This window comes from Mycobacterium intracellulare ATCC 13950 (assembly GCF_000277125.1).
In the GTDB taxonomy this organism is placed as follows: Bacteria; Actinomycetota; Actinomycetes; order Mycobacteriales; family Mycobacteriaceae; genus Mycobacterium; species Mycobacterium intracellulare.
Map to the genome: position 1 here is coordinate 181976 of NC_016946.1, position 17320 is coordinate 199295.

The following is a 17320-nucleotide window of genomic DNA, read 5'->3' on the forward strand; positions in this document are numbered from 1 at the left end:
TCAAATCAACCTCAAATCATCGAAAAGGCATGCGGCAAAGAGTAATTGAATAATTAGTGAAAACACCGACGACCCGTCAGTCGGGCAGGTGCGGCATCTCGAAGCCCGGATCGCGCCCCAATAGCACCGCGGGGGTGAGCGCCGACTTGCCATAGCGCCGGCGCACCCGGTCGATGGCGGCGTCGATGTCGTCGCCGGCAGCGCGCCGGCTCGCTTCGCCGAACGGCAGCATCAGCTGCTGGGCGCCGCTGCGGTCGATGCCCGACACCGCGAACCCGACCAGCGTCAGGCCGCGCTGCGCGATCAGCGGCGCCGCGCCCGCGACCAGGCGCCGCGCGGCGGCCAGGATGGGCGCCGTGGCCGACGTGGCCCACGGCAGGGTGTGCGAGCGCGTGGCCCTGGTGAAGTCGTCGAAGCGCAGCCGCAGCACCACCGTGCGGCCGGTGCGCCCGGCGGCGCGCATGCGGCCGGTGATGCGGTCGATCAAGTTCACCACCACGGCGTCGATCTCGTTAGGCGACATGGCATTACCGGAGCGGCCCAGCGCTCGCTGCGCCCCGACGGAGCGGCGACCAACGCCGGCGGTGACCCGCCGGCGGTCGATGTTGCGCGACAGCGCATAGAGCTGACGACCCATCGCGCCACCGACCATCGAGCCCAGCGCCGACTCGCTGAGCTCGGCGACGTCGGCCACGGTGACGATGCCGTGCGCATGCAGCTTCTCGGCGGTCACCGCGCCCACGCCCCACAGCCGGCGCACCGGCAGCGGCCGCAAAAACGTCAACTCCTGATCGGGGGGCACCAGCAGCAGCCCGTCGGGCTTGGCCTCCTGGCTGGCGACCTTGGCAAGGAACTTGGTCCGGGCGATCCCGACGGTGATCGGCAGCCCGACCCGCTCGCGCACGTCGGCGCGCAACCGCTCGGCGATCGCCACCGGCGTGCCGCTGACCCGGCGCAGCCCGCCGACGTCGAGGAAGGCCTCGTCGACCGACAGCGCTTCCACGATCGGGGTGCAATCACGGAATACCTCGAAGACGGCGTCGCTGGCGCGGCTGTAGGCGCTCATCCGCGGCGGCACCACCACGGCGGCGGGGCACAACCGCCGCGCCTGCGCCCCGCCCATGGCCGTGCGCACGCCGTAGGCCTTGGCCTCGTAGCTCGCGGCCAGCACCACGCCGCCGCCGACGATCACCGGGCGCCCGCGCAGGGCCGGGTCGTCGCGCTGTTCGACGGACGCGTAGAAGGAATCCAGGTCCGCGTGCAGAATGGACGGGTCACACCGCACGAACATATGTTCGCACAAGGCGCCGACAAACCCGTTTCAGCAGGCCTCGCCGTACACGCTGCTGACCCAGATGTGCACCAGCGTGTCGAGCAGTTGCTCGCTGGGCACCGACGGTCGCCCGCCGGCGAACGCGCTGAGCATGACCTTTTCGTTGAGCAGGTTCAGTGCCGCGGACAGGTTGCGCGCCGGCAGTGTCACCGGCGCGGCGCCGCGCGCGCGCTCGGCTTCGATCACGGTGGTGATGTGGTCGACCCATTTCTGCATGAAGCGTGACCACAGCTCGCCGACGTCCTTGTTGGTGCGCGCGGCATCGGCGGCCAGCGACACCGCGCGATGCGTGCCGAAGGTCTCGACAAACACGTTGATCCCGATGCGCCACAACGCTTTCAGGTCGGCGGGCGGGCTGGCGACCAGCGACTCCAGCGCGGAGTCTGCCTCCATGATCACCCGCTCGAACAGGGTGAACAGCACCGCGTCCTTGGACGGGAAATAGAAGTAGAACGTCGGCCGGGACAGCCCGGCCCCCTTGGCGAGGTCGTCGACGGAGATGTCGGCGAGTGGGCGTTCCTGCAGCAACCGTTCGGCGGTGGTCAAAATGGCCAGTTCGCGGTCGTCGCCGGACGGGCGCGCCGAGCGCCTGCCCCGGTGGGTGCGGGCGGAACCGACGGTAGTCACGGCCGCTACTTTACACGGCGTCGAGAGTTCGACACGGTGTTGACCGATTCAACACCGTGTTGATAGCGTGGCCGTATGACTGAGCACCTTGACGTCCTCATCGTGGGCGCCGGCATCTCCGGTGTGAGCGCGGCCTGGCACCTGCAGGAACGCTGCCCGACCAAGAGCTACGCCATCCTCGAGCGCCGCGCCGACCTCGGCGGCACCTGGGACCTCTTCAAGTACCCGGGCATCCGATCGGACTCGGACATGTTCACCCTCGGCTTCCGGTTCAAGCCCTGGCGTTCGGCGAAGTCGATCGCCGACGGCGCGTCGATCAAGGCCTACATCAGGGAGGCCGCGGTCGAGAACCGGATCGAGCCGCACATCCGCTACAACCACCGGGTGGTGGCCGCCGACTGGTCCGACGTCGACAACCGCTGGACGCTGACGGTCGAGAACGACGGCCGCACCAGCGAGATGACCTGTTCGTTGCTGTTCGCCTGCACCGGCTACTACAACTACGACGAGGGGTTCTCGCCCACCTTCGAAGGCTCCGACGACTTCGGGGGCACCATCGTGCATCCGCAGCACTGGCCGGAGGACCTCGACTACGCGGGCAAGCGGATCGTCGTCATCGGATCCGGCGCGACCGCGATCACCCTGATCCCCGCCCTGGTGAACTCCGGTGCCGGTCACGTCACGATGCTGCAGCGCTCGCCGACCTACATCGGGTCGCTGCCCGGCGTCGACCCCTTCGCCGAGAAGGCCAACCGGCTGCTGCCCGAGCGCCTCGCGCACATGGCCAACCGCTGGAAAGCCATCGCGTTCAGCACTTTCCAGTACCAGCTGTCCCGCAAGGCCCCGGCCTACATGCGCAAGACGTTGATGACGATGGCGCAGCGACGGCTGCCGCAGGGCTACGACGTCGAGAAGCACTTCGGGCCGCGCTATAACGTCTGGGACGAGCGGCTGTGCCTGGCGCCGGACGGCGACTTCTTCCGGACCATCCGGCACGGCAAGGCCGACGTCGTCACCGACACGATCGACCGGTTCACCAAGACCGGCATCAAGCTCACCTCGGGTGAGGAGTTGGCGGCCGACATCATCATCACCGCAACGGGATTGAACATGCAGTTGCTGGGCGGGGTGAAGCCGACCCGCAACGGCGAGGACATCGACCTGACCTCGCTGATGACCTACAAGGGCCTGATGTTCTCCGGCGTGCCGAACTTCGCCATCACCTTCGGCTACACCAACGCGTCCTGGACGCTGAAGGCCGACCTGGTCTCCGAATTCGTCTGCCGACTGCTGAACTACATGGACGCCAAGGGTTTTGACTTCGTGGAGCCGCAGCATCCGGGCAACGACGTGGACGAGTTGCCGTTCATGGACTTCACTCCCGGCTACTTCCGGCGGTCGATGCACCTGCTGCCCAAGTCGGGATCGCGGGCGCCGTGGCGGCTCAAGCAGAACTACTTCTTCGACATGCGCACGATCCGGCGCGGCAAGGTCGACGACGAGGGCTTGAAGTTCGCGAAAAAGCCTGCGCCGGTGGCGGTTTAGGAGTCTGTGGCGACGACGACGATCCCGTCGTCGTCGCTGTAGGCGATCTCACCGGGCACGAACGTCACACCGCCCAGGGTGATTTCGACATCGCGTTCGCCGGCGCCGGTCTTGGTGCTCTTGCGCGGATTGGTGCCCAGCGCCTTGATGCCGATGTTCATGCCCCGCAACGCGGCGGAGTCCCGCACCGCGCCGTTGATGATGAGCCCGGCCCAGCCGTTGGACCGCGCGAGCTCGGCGATGACGTCGCCCACCAGCGCGGTGTGCAGCGAGCCGGCGCCGTCGATCACCAATATCCCGCCGTCACCGGGCTCCGAGAGCACCGACTTCAGCAGCGCATTGTCCTGAAAGCAGCGCACGGTACTGATCGGGCCGGCGAACTCGGCGCGCCCGCCGAGCTGGCGGAATTGGGTGTCGCAGCTGCGCACGTCGGGGCCGATGCTGTCGACCAGGTCGGCGGTCGGCCGGAATGGCACCGTCACTTCTGACATGTAAACGCCCGCGCCCTCAGCGACGGCGCAGCTGGCGGATGAGCAGGATGGCCAGCAGGCTGACGGCCACGGCGACGATCAGCGGCACCGGGGATTGGCCCACCGCGGGGCCCGGGACGGCGGGAGAGACCGGGTTGTTGGCGGCTTCCACGGTGGACTTCGCCTGTGCGGCAGCGTCTTTGGCGGCGGCCGTGAGGTCGCCATTGGTTTCGGCCCGCTGCTGCACGCCGGCCGGCGGCTCGGGTGGCCCCGGGGGTGCGGGTTCGGCGTTCTTGGCCGGCGCCTTCTTCGCGGGCGCTTTCTTGGCGGGCGCCTTTTTGGCGGGCGCCTTCTTCGCAGGTGCCTTCTTGGCGGGCGCCTTCGCGGTCTTTTTCGCCGCCTTGGCGGGCGGTTTCTTCTCCGGCGGAGTGCCGGCGCCGTCGGGCGCGCTGTTGGTGGGGTCCTGCGGGTCTGCCATGCGGCCGCTCCTTGAGCTTCCTCTGTCGTCGTTTCCCTAGCTCAGGGATCTCGACCCCATCATGCCAGCACGCGTGACGGCGCCTCGATCACCGCCTGTGCCGCACCGCCCACCAGGCGCCGCCCGCGACGAGCGCCAACGCGGCCGCCACGAACGGCCAGACGGGGACGTCACCGCCGCCGCCCCCGCCGCCGGCAACCGGTGGCCCGGGCGTGCCGGTGCCGGACACCGTGAGCTGGAACGACCAGGACCCGGACACCACGTGGCCGTCCGCGGAGGTCACCCGGTAGTTCACCGTGTACGTGCCGGACGGTCCCAGTGGACGCAGGGCGATGCTGACCATCGCGCCGGCCACGGTGGGCTCGCCGGCGGACCACACGTTGCCGTCCGGGCCGACCACCGTCATCGCGGCGAACGTGGTCTGCAACTGCTCGTTGAAGGTCGCGCTGACCCGCTGCGGGCCGGAGGCCAGCACCGCGTTGGCCGCGGGGTCGGTGGCGATCCGCGTGGCGTGCGCCGACGACACCGGCGCGGTGAGCGTGGCCATCGCGAACATGGCGCTCACGCACGCGCCGAACGCCAGCCGTTTCACGGGCGGCGGCGGATCAACGCGATCGCGACGCCCAGCGCGGCGACCACCAGAGCGGCGCCGCCCAACAATCGCGCGGTGTTGTCGGCCGCGTGGGGCCGCGCCGGTTCGGTCGCTTGGTCGGGCGTCCCATGGTGGTGGTGTGACCCCGCCGGCCCGGTGGCAAGGGTGAGCATGGGCGCCGGGTGTTCGGGCTCGCCGCCGTCGGGCAGCGGCGCCTGATCCCACTTCACGACGGTCCCGTCGGCGTAGGACTGCGTGGCCGGGAAGCTGACGGTGTCGGTGTCGGGCAACTTCACGGATAACCGGAACAGCGCGAATTGGTCAGCGGCGATCCCCCCGCCGGGGGCGGCCGTCCATGTCACCGAGCGGACGGCACCGGACGCCGCGTCGCGGTCGAGCCTGGCCGTCCAGCCCGGCATGCTTTCGGTGCGCGCCGAGGCGACGCCGGGCAGGGCGACGGTCAAGGCGGTGGTGGCGGCCCCGACGTTCGATTCGTTGGGCACCTGGAAGGTGACCAGGGCCATGGCGCCGCGCACCGGATTGTCGCTGCTGGCGTGGACGTGCGCCGACGCCGTCGGCGACTGCAGCGCCGACCCGAGGGCCAGGACGACGACCGCGCCGGCCGCGAACAGGATGCGCGGGATCCACCTGCCGTGGATTGACATGGGAGGAGATTGCCTTTCGTGGGGTCGGTCAGCTCAACCCGAGGCGGGCCATCAGATCGGCCTCGATGCCTTCGAGCTGCGACGAGATCGCGGCGTGGGCCGCCCGGCGACGCGCGGCGGGCAGATTCTCCGCGGCGGTGACGGCCGCCGACAGATCGGTGAGCCGCTCGGTGATGGCGACCACGAACGCCTTCGTCTCGGCGTCCTTGGGCTTCTTGTCCTGCACCGACCGCAACGACCTCTCGGCCCCCGCGATGCGGGCCGACAGCTGGGCGCCGGGGCCGGAGAACTGGCCGATCTGAGCCAGCGGGATTCCGAGCCGGTCCGCGCGGCGCTGATCGATCAGCGCGCGCGCCGAGACGGCCAACCGGTAGATCACCGGGGTGAGGATCGGTGCGAGCAGCCGCGAGACCGTCAGCACGCGGCGGATCCGGGTCGGGGAGAAGATCTTGCCCTCCCGCGCCGCCTTGAGTTGGGCCTCAGCGACTTTGAGCGCGTTGCGGTCACTGTCGCGCTGCGCCTTGATCTGGGCCCTGAGCGCCTTGTTCTCCGCCCGTTGGGCGGACTTGGCGCGCCGCACCTCGTTTTTCGCGGCCAGCTTGGCCTCGAGCTTCGCGCGGGCCTTGATGGCGCGGGCTTCAGCGCGACGCGTCGCGCGGCTCTTTCGCTTGCCGAACAGGGCCATTCCCGGCCGCCTCCCGGTATCTCGCTGGCAATCGTCGTCTAACGCTCTCGCGTTCGCGATCCGTTTGCCAACCCTAATCGGAATGGGCGGGCGCCAGCCCCCCAGGGCTGGCCGAGGCCGCTAGGCGTCCAGGTGCTCCGCGCGGCGCAGCTCGTTGACGCGCTCCATGACCTCGCGCTGGGCCTCGGGGGAGAGCTCGGCCGTGCGCATCGCGATGCGGCGCACGTTGTCGTCGCGCGCCGTGGCCAGCCACGACAATTCCTTGTCGAGCTTCTCGTAGTACTCGTCGTCGGTGAAGTAAGCCGGCTTGATGCGGAAGAAGTTGGCCAGGGCGGCCATCGTCGCCGAGGACGGGTTGGTGCGGTTGCCGGAACGCAACTGCGACAAGTAGGGAGCCGACATCGTTATGCCCTCCGCCTTGAGCGCCGCGATCACTTCCGCGGAGGTGTGCGCACCGCGTCCAGGCGGATACACCGTGTCGAACAGGCGGTTCAGGCGAGCAGCGAACGTCGTGCTCATTGATATGACCTCCACTGGGCTGTAGAAGCGAACTATTACCTAGGTGTATTTGCTGATCATGGTAGCGAGGCTTGGTAAGGGTAACCAGGTGCAAACCCCGAAGGATTCCCGAGCGGCACAGCCGACGCCCACCAACTCCCCACTTGACGAGCGTCTAACTGATTCGCTGAGGTGTCCACAAAATCCATGGAACTCACAGGTTATCCGCAGAATCGGACACCCGTCCCGAAGTGGCGGGCCGGGCGCCTCGTGGGGGCCGTTGCGAGGGCCCGCGCCGTGCTGGGCGATTGCACCGCAACGGACCGGCAAGCTGGCCCGATCCGGTACGCCATTTGCTGCCGGGCCCGAAACCTGGCCATCGAGGGCGCGCCGCAACCCGCCGGCCGCATGGTGGACACCGATGGTCGAGGGGCCGTTAACTTAGTGGGCGCCGTCGGGGTTGCGCTCATCCACGACCGGTCCACCGCTGACCGCCGCCCGACGTGACGGTCGCCAGAGCGGTCCGGTCGCGTGATCCCCGCGGGCGCGAAGCGCCTCCTCGCGGCCGGGAAGGCGAATCGCCATTCGCGCCGCCGTGTTCTCGCTAGGCGGCGAGCAGCATCGCCAAAATCGCCGTGTCGGGATGGCTGATCGGATCGACGCCGACCCGGCTCACCATCGACGTGATGGTGCCGTCGGCTTCTGCCTCCACCCAGGCCGCCCGGTGTTCCAGGCCGAGATAGGGCAACCCGGGCAGCAATACGCATCCCGATGCCGCCCCCGTGCATTCGGGCAGCGACGGCGTGGTTTCCGACGGCGGATGCAGCATGAGTAGCGCGGGGGGCTGATGGTCGGCGAAATAGCCTGGCTGGATTGCCGATTCACCAAAGACCGTGCCCTCGGCCAGCACCAGGCCGACCGTGTCCGGTTCGGGTTCGTCGGGCAGTTCTTCGCGGGCGCCGAACACCGTTGTGGTGGAGAGCAACCCGGGCAACGACGCGATCCGGACCGCGACCATGAGCAGCTGGGCCCATTCTTTCGTCGAATCGGGCCAACGGCCGGAGATCAGGAACCCCTTCAGGGACCCACGAGAATGGAACGGGGAGACCCCGATCGGTCGATCCGACCCAGTTTCCATCTCCGACCTCCGCGCGACGCCTCCGTTGGGAATAACCACACTGGTAGTCCGAATAATTAAGAATGCCTGCGGATTAGGCGCCGTGCAACACGACACGGTCAGCGTCGCGGATCTTCAGATCGACCCGCTGCGGGGCCACACAAACGACTGGGGCGCCGCGCAATCCGCGCGACGCCCCCGCCGATCGAAATAAAAGTCAGCCGAAAATCAGGCCCTGGGTTTTCGAGGTCGCCGCGGCGTAGCGCTTCTGCACATCGGCCCAGTTGACGACGTTCCAGAACGCCTTGACGTAGTCCGCCTTGACGTTCTTGTACTGCAGGTAGAAAGCGTGCTCCCACATGTCGACCTGCAGCAGCGGAATGATGCCCAGCGGCACGTTGGCCTGCTGGTCGTAGAGCTGGAAGGTCAGCAGCCGGTTGCCGAGGGTGTCGTAGCCCAGCACCGCCCAGCCCGACCCCTGCAGGCCGTTGGCGGCCGCGCTGAACTGCGCGCGGAACCGGTCGAAGGATCCGAAGGCGTCGTCGATCGCGGCGGCCAATTCGCCGGTCGGCTTGTCGCCGCCGTCCGGCGACAGGTTCTTCCACCAGATGGAGTGGTTGACGTGGCCGCCCAGGTGAAAGGCCAGGTTCTTTTCGTTCAGGAAGATCGCAGCGTGATCTTCGTTGGCACGGGCCTCTTCGAGCTTGGACAGAGCGTCGTTCACGCCTTTGACGTAGGTGGCGTGGTGCTTACTGTGGTGGATCTCGTTGATCTGGCCTGAGATGTGCGGTTCCAACGCTGCGTAGTCCCAGTCCAAGTCGGGCAGGGTGTATTCAGCCACGGCGTTCCTTTCTTCGATTATCGTCTTGACGCTCAGTCACGGGGCGCCTTGCGGCGGCCGACCGTTATCAACCCTGCTCCATGAGCGCGCGCACCGCAAGAATGACCCCTCTGAGCCGCAGGGCGGATACCCGCTCGGGGTCAGTTCAGAACAAGACGATGACCGCGAGCACGGCCAGTAAGGCCAGTGCGATCAGTCCGGCGCGCAGCGCCGCGATGGTGTAGCTGTGATTCCACGCGGGCGAGCCGCAATACGACTTCGACGCGGCCGGTGAACCCGGACCGAACGAATGCGTGGCCATCAATCGCCTTCCACCCCCCGGTTCACCTCACGGTGAGTGAGGTGAGTCACAAACACTTACGAGAACGCGATCATAGCGCTTTGCGGCGAAGTTGAAAAAATAGCGCCCTGAGCTGCGGGTTAGCGAGGACCGGGACGTGGGTGGTTACAAGACGTCGGGACGGGAGCCGGGGCGGCGCGGGCGCCGTCGCGCCGATGCTTAGTGGGGCAATCCATTTCGCTCACACGGGCGGCTTGGACTGTTTAAGACATGCGTGCAACACCGCGATGTTATCCACAGTTACACCACAGTTCGGCGCCAGAGGCAGTAGCGATGGTTCTCTATACCCCGGGGGCCTATGTGGATAAACCTGTGGAAACTGTGGATAGTCCGCGGCGGCCGATTACGTTGCCCACGCCCCCTCGAGCGCCGCTCCTCAGCGCCCCGCGTTCCGCTGCGCGCATCGTCGCGGCGCTAGTCTGGTCCGGTGATCCAGGTGTGCTCCCAGTGCGGCACCCGCTGGAACGTGCGCGACCGGCAACGCGAGTGGTGTCCCCGCTGCCGCGGCGCCCTCATGGCGCCTCAGTCGCCGCCCGCCGACCCGCGGTGGGCCTCCGCGGGCGCCCCGCCCCCGGCCGGACCCCAGCGGTCTCCGGGGTGGCAGCGCACCCCGCCACGGCTGCCGCCCGGCTATCGCTGGATCGCGGTGCGTCCCGGCGCCGCGCCGCCGGCCCGACACGCCCGGCGCCCCCTCGGGCCCACGCCGCGCTACACGGTGATACCGCGTTGGAGTTTGGCGGACCGCGTCGAGCAGGCGCCCGCCGCCGGCGCAGCGCCCGCGGCGGCGGGGCCGACGGGGCAGGTCATCCGCACCACCTCATTCGTGAGCGTGCTGGTCCTCAGCATCGCCGCCCTGGTTTACGTCGTCCGCTATGTGCTGCTGGTCATCAACCGGAACACCCTGCTGAATTCGTGGGTGGCCCTCGCGGCCGACTGGCTGGGCGTGCTCGCCAGCGTGGGGGCGGGCGCGGCGGTGATCGCGTCGGGCGTGCTCCTGATCCGTTGGCTGATCGCGCGGCGCGCCGCCGCGTTCGCCCATCACGGGCTGCCGGAGCCGCGCTCGCCGCGGGCACTGTGGGCCGGCTGCGTCGTGCCGCTGGCCAATCTCTTGTGGGCCCCGGTCTACGTGATCGAGCTGGCCCTGCTCGAAGACCATTGGGTGCGGCTACGCGGACCCGTCCTGCAGTGGTGGATCGCGTGGGTCTGCAGCTACGCCGTCTCCATCGCTGCCATCGTGACCAGCTTCGCCACCGACGCGCAGGGCATCGCCAACAACACCGTCCTGATGGTCGTCGCCTACCTGCTCGCGGCCGCCACCCTGGCGGCCGCGACCCGCATTTTCGAGGGCTTCCATCGCAAACCCGTCGCGCGTCCCGCGCATCGGTGGGTCATGGTTCCCGACGACGGCGCCCCCGCACCGGCTTCGGCCGGCCCAGTTGAGTTAGAGGGGCAGGAACCGGCAGCATAGGGATATGACGTGGGCCGACGAGGTGCTCGCCGGGCATCCGTATGTCGTCGCCCACCGCGGTGCTTCGGCGGCGCGTCCCGAACACACGCTGGCCGCCTACGATCTCGCGCTCAAAGAGGGCGCCGACGGCGTGGAATGTGATGTGCGGTTGACCCGCGACGGCCATCTCGTGTGCGTGCACGACCGCCGGCTGGACCGCACCTCGACCGGAGCCGGCCTGGTCAGCACGATGACGCTGGCTCAGCTGCGCGAGCTCGAGTACGGCGCGTGGCACGACAGCTGGCGCGAGGACGGCACGCACGGCGACACCAGTCTGCTGACCCTGGACGCGCTGGTTTCGCTGGTGCTGGATTGGCATCGGCCGGTAAAGCTCTTCATCGAAACCAAGCACCCCGTCCGGTACGGCTCGCTGGTGGAGACCAAGCTCCTGGCGTTGCTGCACCGTTTCGGCATCGCCGCGCCCGCCTCGGCCGATCGGTCCCGCGCCGTGGTGATGTCGTTCTCGGCGTCCGCGATCTGGCGGATCCGGCGGGCGGCGCCGCTGCTGCCCACCGTGCTGCTGGGCAAAACGGCGCGCTACCTGACCAGCGGCGCGCCCACCGCCGTCGGCGCCACCGCCGTCGGGCCCTCGCTGCTGACGTTGAAGGAATATCCCCAACTGGCGGACCGCGCCATCGCCCAGGGCAGGGCGGTCTACTGCTGGAACGTCGACGAGTACGACGACATCGACTTCTGCCGCGACGTCGGCGTGGCCTGGCTGGCCACCCACCACCCGGGCCGCACCAAGGCGTGGCTCCGCGGCAATCCCGCCGGCCAGGTCAGCATCTAGGTCGGTCCGCTACTGCTGGCCCTCCGCCGTGGTGGGCGGCAGCGGCGCGTCGGCGGCCAACGCGTCGAACAACCGGCCGGCCGCGTCGTGATTCCACACCACCACCGCGCCGGCGTCACCGCTGGTGAACTCCCCGATCGGGACGGTCATGGTGGCGGTGGGCCCGTGCAACGCCCAGCCCAGCCGGGCCAGGTCCCAGGCGTGGTCGTCCTGGTCGACGGTCAGGGCGTCGGCGGCCGCGCGCGGCACCGAATACCAGCGCCGGGGATCGAGCCACACCGCCGGGCTGCCGGCGCGATGCAGCAGTTCGGCCACGAACTGACGCTGATTGACCATGCGGTCCAGATCGGCCCGCGGGGTGTCGCGCGTCCGGACGTATCCGAGCGCCTGCCGGCCGTCGAGCCTCTGGCAGCCGGCCGGCAGGTCGATGCCGGCCAGCGGGTCATCGATCGGGGTCGCCGGGCACACCGTCACCCCGCCGAGCGCGTCGACCAGCGCGGCGAACCCGCCGAAGCCGATCTCGGCATAGTGATCGATGCGCAATCCGGTCGCCTGTTCCAGGGTGCGGACCAACAACCGCGCGCCACCCATCGAGAACGCCGCGTTGACCTTGTCCTTCCCGTGATCCGGGATCGGCACCAAAGAATCGCGGGGTATCGACACCAGCGCCGTGGGAACGCTGGACCCGACGCCCGGCACGTGAACCAGCAGGATCGTGTCGGTGCGGCCGTCCCCGATGTCGCCGCCGGTGGCCAAGTCCTGTTGCTGCGCGGCGCTCAGGCTCTGGCGGCTATCCGAGCCGACGATGAGCCAGTTGGTGCCGCGGCCGGGCGCGGGGCGTTCGGGATAGTCGGCGAGCACCTGCTCGCGGTGCAGTTTGGTGTCGAACCAGACGGCGCCGGCGACCAGGCCCGCGCCGATCAGCAGCACGGCCACCACCAAGAACGACACCATGGTTCGGATCCAGCGGCGCCGCTTGCGGGGCGCGCGTGGTCGGGGCGGGCGCGATCGCTGCGCCGGGGCGACGGCCGCCGGGGCCGGTGGCGCCGGGCGGTGCAAGGGTTGGGTCTCCGCGGTCGGCGACGGCGGCGGGGCGCCCTCGCGGGGGATCACCTGCGGCGGCTCGGGGCGCGGCGGGACCGGCGGGCCCGGCGGAGCGGGCCGCCGACGCTGCGGTGCGCGGTCGCGGTTCACCTGGCTAACGTACGTGCCCTGCGGCGCACCGCGATCAGGACTGGCTAGCCGCGCGCCCGCAGCCCATTGATGAACGGGCACCCCATCAGCACCCGAATGGCCTGGCGCAGGCCGGTCATGTCGTCCACCGGTTTGTGGAACGGAAGCCGGACGTCGTGGTCCTGGTCGGCGCCCTCGACGCGGAACCGCACGCCGTAGCGGTCGAGCCCCAGCGGTCGCACGTGCCCGCGGCGCAGGGGCGCCGGCAGCCGGGACACCAGCCGCGCCAGGACGTCGCCGTGGGCGGCGTCCAGGTGCCGCAGCAGGCTCGACTCGAGCGCGCAGAACGGGTCGGGCCGGGCAGCGAGAAGGTCGTCGACGGCCACCGGCTCCGCGCCGGTCGCGTCGGTGACCACGACCGAGGCGATCTCGAGCCGCAGCAGCGTGTACCGCTGCTCCTGCCCGCCGGGGGGCGCACACCTCGGCGTGTCGACGCCCAGCAACGCCGGATCCGGGCATTCGGCGGCGATCACGTCGAGCGTGGAGAGGATCTCCGCCGGGGGCACCTGCTGCAGGCGCCCGCGCACCCACACCAGCGAACGGACCGGTTCGCGCAGGGGAAGCGGCGCGTAGTCGGTCAGCTCCAGCAGCGCTTGCGATCCCGCGATGGGCCGCCCGCGTTGCTGTTCGACGGGCAGCGCCAGCGCGAAGGAGCCGTCGTCCATCAGGTGGTGCACGGGCGTGGGGACCGGGTCGTCGTGCTCGATCGCCAGGAGCGCGCCGCCGGCGCGCACGCACGCGCTGCGGATCCGTTCGGCGGTGGTCGGGGCGTGGCAGCTCAGCGGTAATACCATTCTCATCCTTATGCTTAGGTAAGCCTAAGTTAACTTACGCCGGTTGGCGTCGCAAGGGTTTTCTGTGCGGCGCGCCGCTAGGGTTGGGACGTGGCCCGCATCGCTTACCTCGGTCCGGAAGGGACCTTCACCGAGGCGGCGCTGCGGCAGATCACGGCCGCCGGCATGGTTCCCGCCCCGCACTCCGACGGGGTGCAGTCGGTGCCGTTCGACAGCACCTCCGCGGCGTTGGCCGCGGTGCGCGACGGCGCCGCGGACTACGCGTGCGTCCCGATCGAGAACTCGATCGACGGTTCGGTGACGCCGACCCTGGACAGCTTGGCCATGGGCTCACCGCTGCAGGTCTTCGCCGAGACGACGCTGGACGTCGCGTTCAGCATCGTCGTCAAACGGGGATGCCGCGCCGCCGACGTGCGCACGTTGGCCGCCTTCGGGGTGGCCGCGGCACAGGTGCGGCAGTGGGTGGCCGCGAACCTGGCCGATGCCGAACTGCGGCCGGCGTACTCCAACGCCGACGCCGCCCAGCAGGTCGCCGAGGGGCGGGTCGACGCCGCCGTGACCTCGCCGCTGGCGGCCACCCACTGGGGCCTGGACACCCTGGCCGACGGCGTGGTCGACGAGCCCAATGCCCGCACCCGCTTCGTTTTGGTCGGCCTGCCGGGCCGCCCGCCGGCCCGCACCGGAGCCGATCGGACCTCGGTGGTGCTGCGCATCGACAACGCGCCGGGCGCCCTGCTGGCGGCGCTCGCCGAATTCGCCGTCCGCGGCATCGATCTGACCCGGATCGAATCCCGGCCGACCAGAACCGGACTCGGCACCTACCGGTTTTTCGCCGATTGCGTCGGACACATCGACGACGACGCCGTGGCCGAGGCACTCAAGGCGCTGCACCGTCGTTGTGCCGATGTGCGATATCTCGGATCTTGGCCCACCGGTTCGCCCGCCGGGGCCCTGCCGCCGTCCGCCGACGAGGCGTTGCGCTGGCTGGCGCGGGTCCGCGACGGAAAGCCCGAAGACCCTGCCGGGGGGTCGCAGCGGTGAGCGGTCGCTTGATCCTGGTGCGCCACGGCCAGTCCTACGGCAACGTCGAGCGCCGGCTCGACACCCGCCCGCCCGGGGCGGAGCTGACGCCCTTGGGCCGCGACCAGGCCCGGGCGTTCGCCCGCGGCTCGGGCCGCCCGGCGATGCTCGCGCACTCGGTCGCCACCCGGGCATCGCAGACCGCGGCGGTGATCGCGGACCAGCTCGCCATGTCGGCCATCGAGGTGCCCGGCATCCACGAGGTGCAGGTCGGCCGGCTCGAAGACCGCAACGACGACGCGGCGGTCGCGGAGTTCAACGCCATCTACGACCGCTGGCATCGCGGCGAGCTCGACGTGCCGCTGCCCGGCGGCGAGACCGGCAACGACGTGCTGGACCGCTACGTGCCGGTGCTCACCGACCTGCGCCTGCGCTACCTCGACAACCACGACTTCCACGGCGACATCGTGGTCGTCAGCCACGGCGCCGCGATCCGGCTGGCCGCCGCGGTCCTGGCCGGCGTGGAGGCCGACTTCGCGCTCGACAACCATCTCGAGAACGCCCAATCGGTGGCCTTGACCCCGATCACCGACGGCCGGTGGAGTTGCGTGCGCTGGGGGACGTTGACCCCGCCCTTTTATCCGGAGGCCGAGGCCACCCCGGTCGCGGACGCGGTGCGATCAAGCACCGACCCGATGGGTTGAGACGTCGATCAGACGGCCAGCGCGATCACTTCGGTGCAGGCACAGCCCACGGCCTCGCAGTCGATGACGAAGGCGTGCGGCAACAGTTCGGGGCTGAAGCAGTCCGGCTCGGTGCACTCCGACCGGTGCAGCGCGTGGTGAATGATGGTGCCGTGACAGTGATCTAAGCCTGCCCGGCAGTCGCGGCAGTCAGTGCTCATAACGCGTTCATAGCACCCGCGGGGGACAAATCCGGGACGCCGCGCCAGTCAGGCCCAGCCCAGTTCGTGCAGCCGGTCGTCGTCGATGCCGAAGTGGTGCGCGATTTCGTGGATCACCGTGATGGCCACCTCCTCGACGACCTCGGCCTCGGACTCGCACACGTCCAGCAGCGCCTCGCGGTAGATGGTGATGGCGTCGGGCAGCGCGCCGGCGTAGTCGGAGTCGCGCTCGGTCAGCGCCACTCCTTCGTACAGCCCGAGCAGTTCGGCGTCCTCGGGATGGCGGTCCTCGACCAGCACGACGACGTTGTCCATCGCGGCGGCCAGCTCGGGCGGTATCAGATCGAGGGCGTCGGAGACCAGTTCGTCGAAGCGCCGCGGATCCATCCGCACGGGCACCCGGCTAGCCCCCCGGTGGGGGCTCGGCGGGCGGGGCCGGCGGCGGGGGCGCCTCGGGTGCCGGGTTCGCGGGCGGTGCGCCGTTGTCCGCCGGCGGGGGCGGTGCTTGCGGCGCGGGAGGCTGCTGCTGGGGGGCCTGCTGGGGTTGCGGTGGCTGCTGGGGCTGTGTCACCACGGGTTGCTGGCCCGGCAGGTGCTGATTGTTCGGCGGCATCTCCGGCGCCGTGGTGGACTGGTTGGACGGCGCCTGCGCCGGGACCTGCAGCGGAATCGGCGGCATGGTCAGGCGCTCTTCGGGGATGTCGGGCGGCGGCACCGGGGGCTGGCCGTTGATCAGCAGCTGACCCTTGGCGCTGTTCAGCAGGGTGGCCCAGCCCCCGTTGCCCAGCGTCGCGCCGATGCTGCAGGCCACCTCGCGGCTGCCGGCCGTCCAGCTCGCCAGCGGCACCGTGGGGTAGATCAGGGTCAGCGTGGTGGTGCGCAGCTTGACCGGCGCCAGGTAGGCGTCGGTCATCTTGGTGCACGAATCCTTGATGAAGCTGTCCTGGTCCGGCTCGGCGGGCAGGGCGTCCGGGAACCTCTCGGCCAGGTTGACCGTGCCGGTGACCTCCATCGCGTGCGGGGCCGTGCAGTCCACCGGCACATCGGTCGGCTGGTTGGTCGCCGGATCGATGCCTAGGCAGGTGCCGGCCGGCCAGACCTTGGACTGGTCGACGTCGGCGACCTTGCCCTTGAACGCCTGCTGCTGGTTGTTCGTGGCGGGCAGTTGCAGGCCGCACAGCATGCGGCGATCGCCGGACTGACGCCACGCGCGGTCGCCGGGCCACAGCAGGCTGACGGTGAACTTGCTGTTCGGATCGAACTTGAGTCCGAGGTAGTTACGGACGGACGCCTCGCACTGCTCCTGGGTGATCTGCTGGATGCGGGCGGGCGTCGGGGGCGCGGCGTTGGGTCCGTACTCCGAGCCCGGGAACGTGCGCATGTCAATGGATTCGGCCACTTCGAACTTGTGGTCGTCGCCGCAGTTGACGATCTTCGCCGACTCCGGCGTGGCGTCGGGCCACATCAGGCATTCGCCGCGGGAGGCGCGGTTGAGGGCGGCGTCGCTCTTGGCCCCGGTGCTGCGCACGGGGCTGCTGTCGAGGAGTCGCCCCGATTCGGTGCTGACCGGGATCGCGGTCACCAGCCCGGCGATCAACAGGCCCCCGAGCGCGGTCAGCAGCAGCGCCCGCCGGGTGGCCCGGGCCTGCAGGCTGCGCGGCCACAAGAATGCCGACGGCTGCTGTCCGGACGGCTCACCGGTCGAGGCGGCGGGCGTCTCGACGGCGGGGCCTTCCGAACGTTCCTTCTCGGGCGCTTGCGACATCGGGTCCATTCTGACAGGACGACCTGAGGCGCGTGACAAAAGTTACTGATGTGAGTCCTGAGCCGGGCCGGCGGGGACGCTGTGCCGGTCGGGCGGTGCCGGTGAAAGTAGTGTCA

General features: G+C 69.7%; 20 protein-coding genes and 1 pseudogene. 5 read left to right on the forward strand and 16 right to left on the reverse strand.

Going from position 1 to position 17320, the window contains the following annotated elements:
- Positions 1 to 76 precede the first annotated feature (76 nt).
- Positions 77 to 1291 carry a DNA polymerase IV gene (gene dinB / locus OCU_RS25890; RefSeq protein WP_014378838.1) on the reverse strand — a complete coding sequence of 405 codons (1215 nt, stop codon included), beginning with the start codon at positions 1289 to 1291 and terminating at the stop codon, positions 77 to 79.
- Between the two features lie 30 nt (positions 1292 to 1321).
- Complete coding sequence (locus OCU_RS25895; RefSeq protein ID WP_009955493.1) at positions 1322 to 1960, reverse strand: TetR/AcrR family transcriptional regulator; 639 nt, start codon at positions 1958 to 1960, stop codon at positions 1322 to 1324.
- A 75-nt stretch (positions 1961 to 2035) separates the two neighbouring features.
- On the opposite strand from OCU_RS25895, the gene OCU_RS25900 reads away from it, so the two are divergent.
- Positions 2036 to 3505 (forward strand): flavin-containing monooxygenase, encoded by a 1470-nt coding sequence (locus OCU_RS25900; protein WP_014378839.1) that lies wholly within the window; start codon positions 2036 to 2038, stop codon positions 3503 to 3505.
- Here OCU_RS25900 and rraA read toward each other — a convergent pair.
- From rraA to OCU_RS51355, 9 genes are all read right to left on the reverse strand, one after another.
- Positions 3502 to 3987, reverse strand: coding sequence for a ribonuclease E activity regulator RraA (gene rraA, locus OCU_RS25905; RefSeq protein ID WP_009955495.1), 486 nt, complete (start codon positions 3985 to 3987; stop codon positions 3502 to 3504). The two genes, OCU_RS25900 and rraA, sit on opposite strands and share 4 nt — an antisense overlap.
- A gap of 25 nt (positions 3988 to 4012) precedes the next feature.
- Positions 4013 to 4453 carry an Rv3852 family protein gene (locus tag OCU_RS25910; protein WP_009955496.1) on the reverse strand — a complete coding sequence of 147 codons (441 nt, stop codon included), beginning with the start codon at positions 4451 to 4453 and terminating at the stop codon, positions 4013 to 4015.
- An 88-nt stretch (positions 4454 to 4541) separates the two neighbouring features.
- Positions 4542 to 5045 carry a copper resistance CopC family protein gene (locus OCU_RS25915; protein WP_009955498.1) on the reverse strand — a complete coding sequence of 168 codons (504 nt, stop codon included), beginning with the start codon at positions 5043 to 5045 and terminating at the stop codon, positions 4542 to 4544.
- Positions 5042 to 5710 (reverse strand): YcnI family copper-binding membrane protein, encoded by a 669-nt coding sequence (locus tag OCU_RS25920; RefSeq protein WP_009955499.1) that lies wholly within the window; start codon positions 5708 to 5710, stop codon positions 5042 to 5044. Before OCU_RS25920 ends, OCU_RS25915 begins: the two co-directional genes overlap by 4 nt.
- Before the next feature lie 28 nt (positions 5711 to 5738).
- On the reverse strand, positions 5739 to 6395 hold the full coding sequence (locus OCU_RS25925; protein WP_014378840.1) for a DUF6474 family protein: 657 nt from the start codon (positions 6393 to 6395) through the stop codon (positions 5739 to 5741).
- A gap of 120 nt (positions 6396 to 6515) precedes the next feature.
- Positions 6516 to 6914: a secretion protein EspR gene (locus tag OCU_RS25930; RefSeq protein ID WP_008262950.1), complete on the reverse strand. Its 399-nt coding sequence runs from the start codon at positions 6912 to 6914 to the stop codon at positions 6516 to 6518.
- A gap of 583 nt (positions 6915 to 7497) precedes the next feature.
- Positions 7498 to 8031, reverse strand: a complete 534-nt coding sequence (locus OCU_RS25940) for a hypothetical protein (RefSeq protein ID WP_008262953.1) — start codon at positions 8029 to 8031, stop codon at positions 7498 to 7500.
- Between the two features lie 196 nt (positions 8032 to 8227).
- Positions 8228 to 8851 (reverse strand): superoxide dismutase, encoded by a 624-nt coding sequence (locus OCU_RS25945; protein WP_007771867.1) that lies wholly within the window; start codon positions 8849 to 8851, stop codon positions 8228 to 8230.
- Positions 8852 to 8996: 145 nt separating this feature from the next.
- A complete protein-coding gene (locus OCU_RS51355; RefSeq protein WP_008262955.1) occupies positions 8997 to 9152 on the reverse strand; it encodes a hypothetical protein in 156 nt (51 codons plus the stop codon).
- Positions 9153 to 9618: 466 nt separating this feature from the next.
- Here OCU_RS51355 and OCU_RS25950 point away from each other — a divergent pair, with 466 nt between their 5' ends.
- Both OCU_RS25950 and OCU_RS25955 read left to right on the forward strand, forming a co-directional pair.
- Positions 9619 to 10659 carry a DUF4328 domain-containing protein gene (locus OCU_RS25950; protein ID WP_036457979.1) on the forward strand — a complete coding sequence of 347 codons (1041 nt, stop codon included), beginning with the start codon at positions 9619 to 9621 and terminating at the stop codon, positions 10657 to 10659.
- Positions 10660 to 10663: 4 nt separating this feature from the next.
- Complete coding sequence (locus tag OCU_RS25955) at positions 10664 to 11488, forward strand: glycerophosphodiester phosphodiesterase (RefSeq protein WP_008262958.1); 825 nt, start codon at positions 10664 to 10666, stop codon at positions 11486 to 11488.
- Positions 11489 to 11497: 9 nt separating this feature from the next.
- On the opposite strand, the gene OCU_RS25960 is transcribed toward OCU_RS25955, so the two are convergent.
- Positions 11498 to 12682, reverse strand: a complete 1185-nt coding sequence (locus OCU_RS25960) for an LCP family protein (RefSeq protein WP_014378843.1) — start codon at positions 12680 to 12682, stop codon at positions 11498 to 11500.
- Positions 12683 to 12726: 44 nt separating this feature from the next.
- The gene (locus tag OCU_RS25965) at positions 12727 to 13515 is read right to left on the reverse strand and encodes a DUF2470 domain-containing protein (protein ID WP_014378844.1); all 789 of its coding nucleotides are present in this window, start codon (positions 13513 to 13515) and stop codon (positions 12727 to 12729) included.
- A 90-nt stretch (positions 13516 to 13605) separates the two neighbouring features.
- On the opposite strand from OCU_RS25965, the gene pheA reads away from it, so the two are divergent.
- Complete coding sequence (pheA, locus tag OCU_RS25970) at positions 13606 to 14556, forward strand: prephenate dehydratase (RefSeq protein WP_009956965.1); 951 nt, start codon at positions 13606 to 13608, stop codon at positions 14554 to 14556.
- Positions 14553 to 15239 carry a histidine phosphatase family protein gene (locus tag OCU_RS25975; RefSeq protein WP_009956964.1) on the forward strand — a complete coding sequence of 229 codons (687 nt, stop codon included), beginning with the start codon at positions 14553 to 14555 and terminating at the stop codon, positions 15237 to 15239. The genes pheA and OCU_RS25975 overlap by 4 nt, the downstream gene beginning before the upstream one ends.
- An 8-nt stretch (positions 15240 to 15247) precedes the next feature.
- Here OCU_RS25975 and OCU_RS25980 read toward each other — a convergent pair whose 3' ends face one another.
- From OCU_RS25980 to OCU_RS25990, 3 genes and pseudogenes are all read right to left on the reverse strand, one after another.
- A complete protein-coding gene (locus OCU_RS25980) occupies positions 15248 to 15439 on the reverse strand; it encodes a hypothetical protein (protein ID WP_009956962.1) in 192 nt (63 codons plus the stop codon).
- Positions 15436 to 15838, reverse strand: a pseudogene (locus OCU_RS25985) (metallopeptidase family protein). The gene OCU_RS25980 and the pseudogene OCU_RS25985 overlap by 4 nt, the downstream one beginning before the upstream one ends.
- A 4-nt stretch (positions 15839 to 15842) precedes the next feature.
- The gene (locus OCU_RS25990; RefSeq protein WP_009956959.1) at positions 15843 to 17213 is read right to left on the reverse strand and encodes a septum formation family protein; all 1371 of its coding nucleotides are present in this window, start codon (positions 17211 to 17213) and stop codon (positions 15843 to 15845) included.
- Positions 17214 to 17320: the final 107 nt, after the last annotated feature.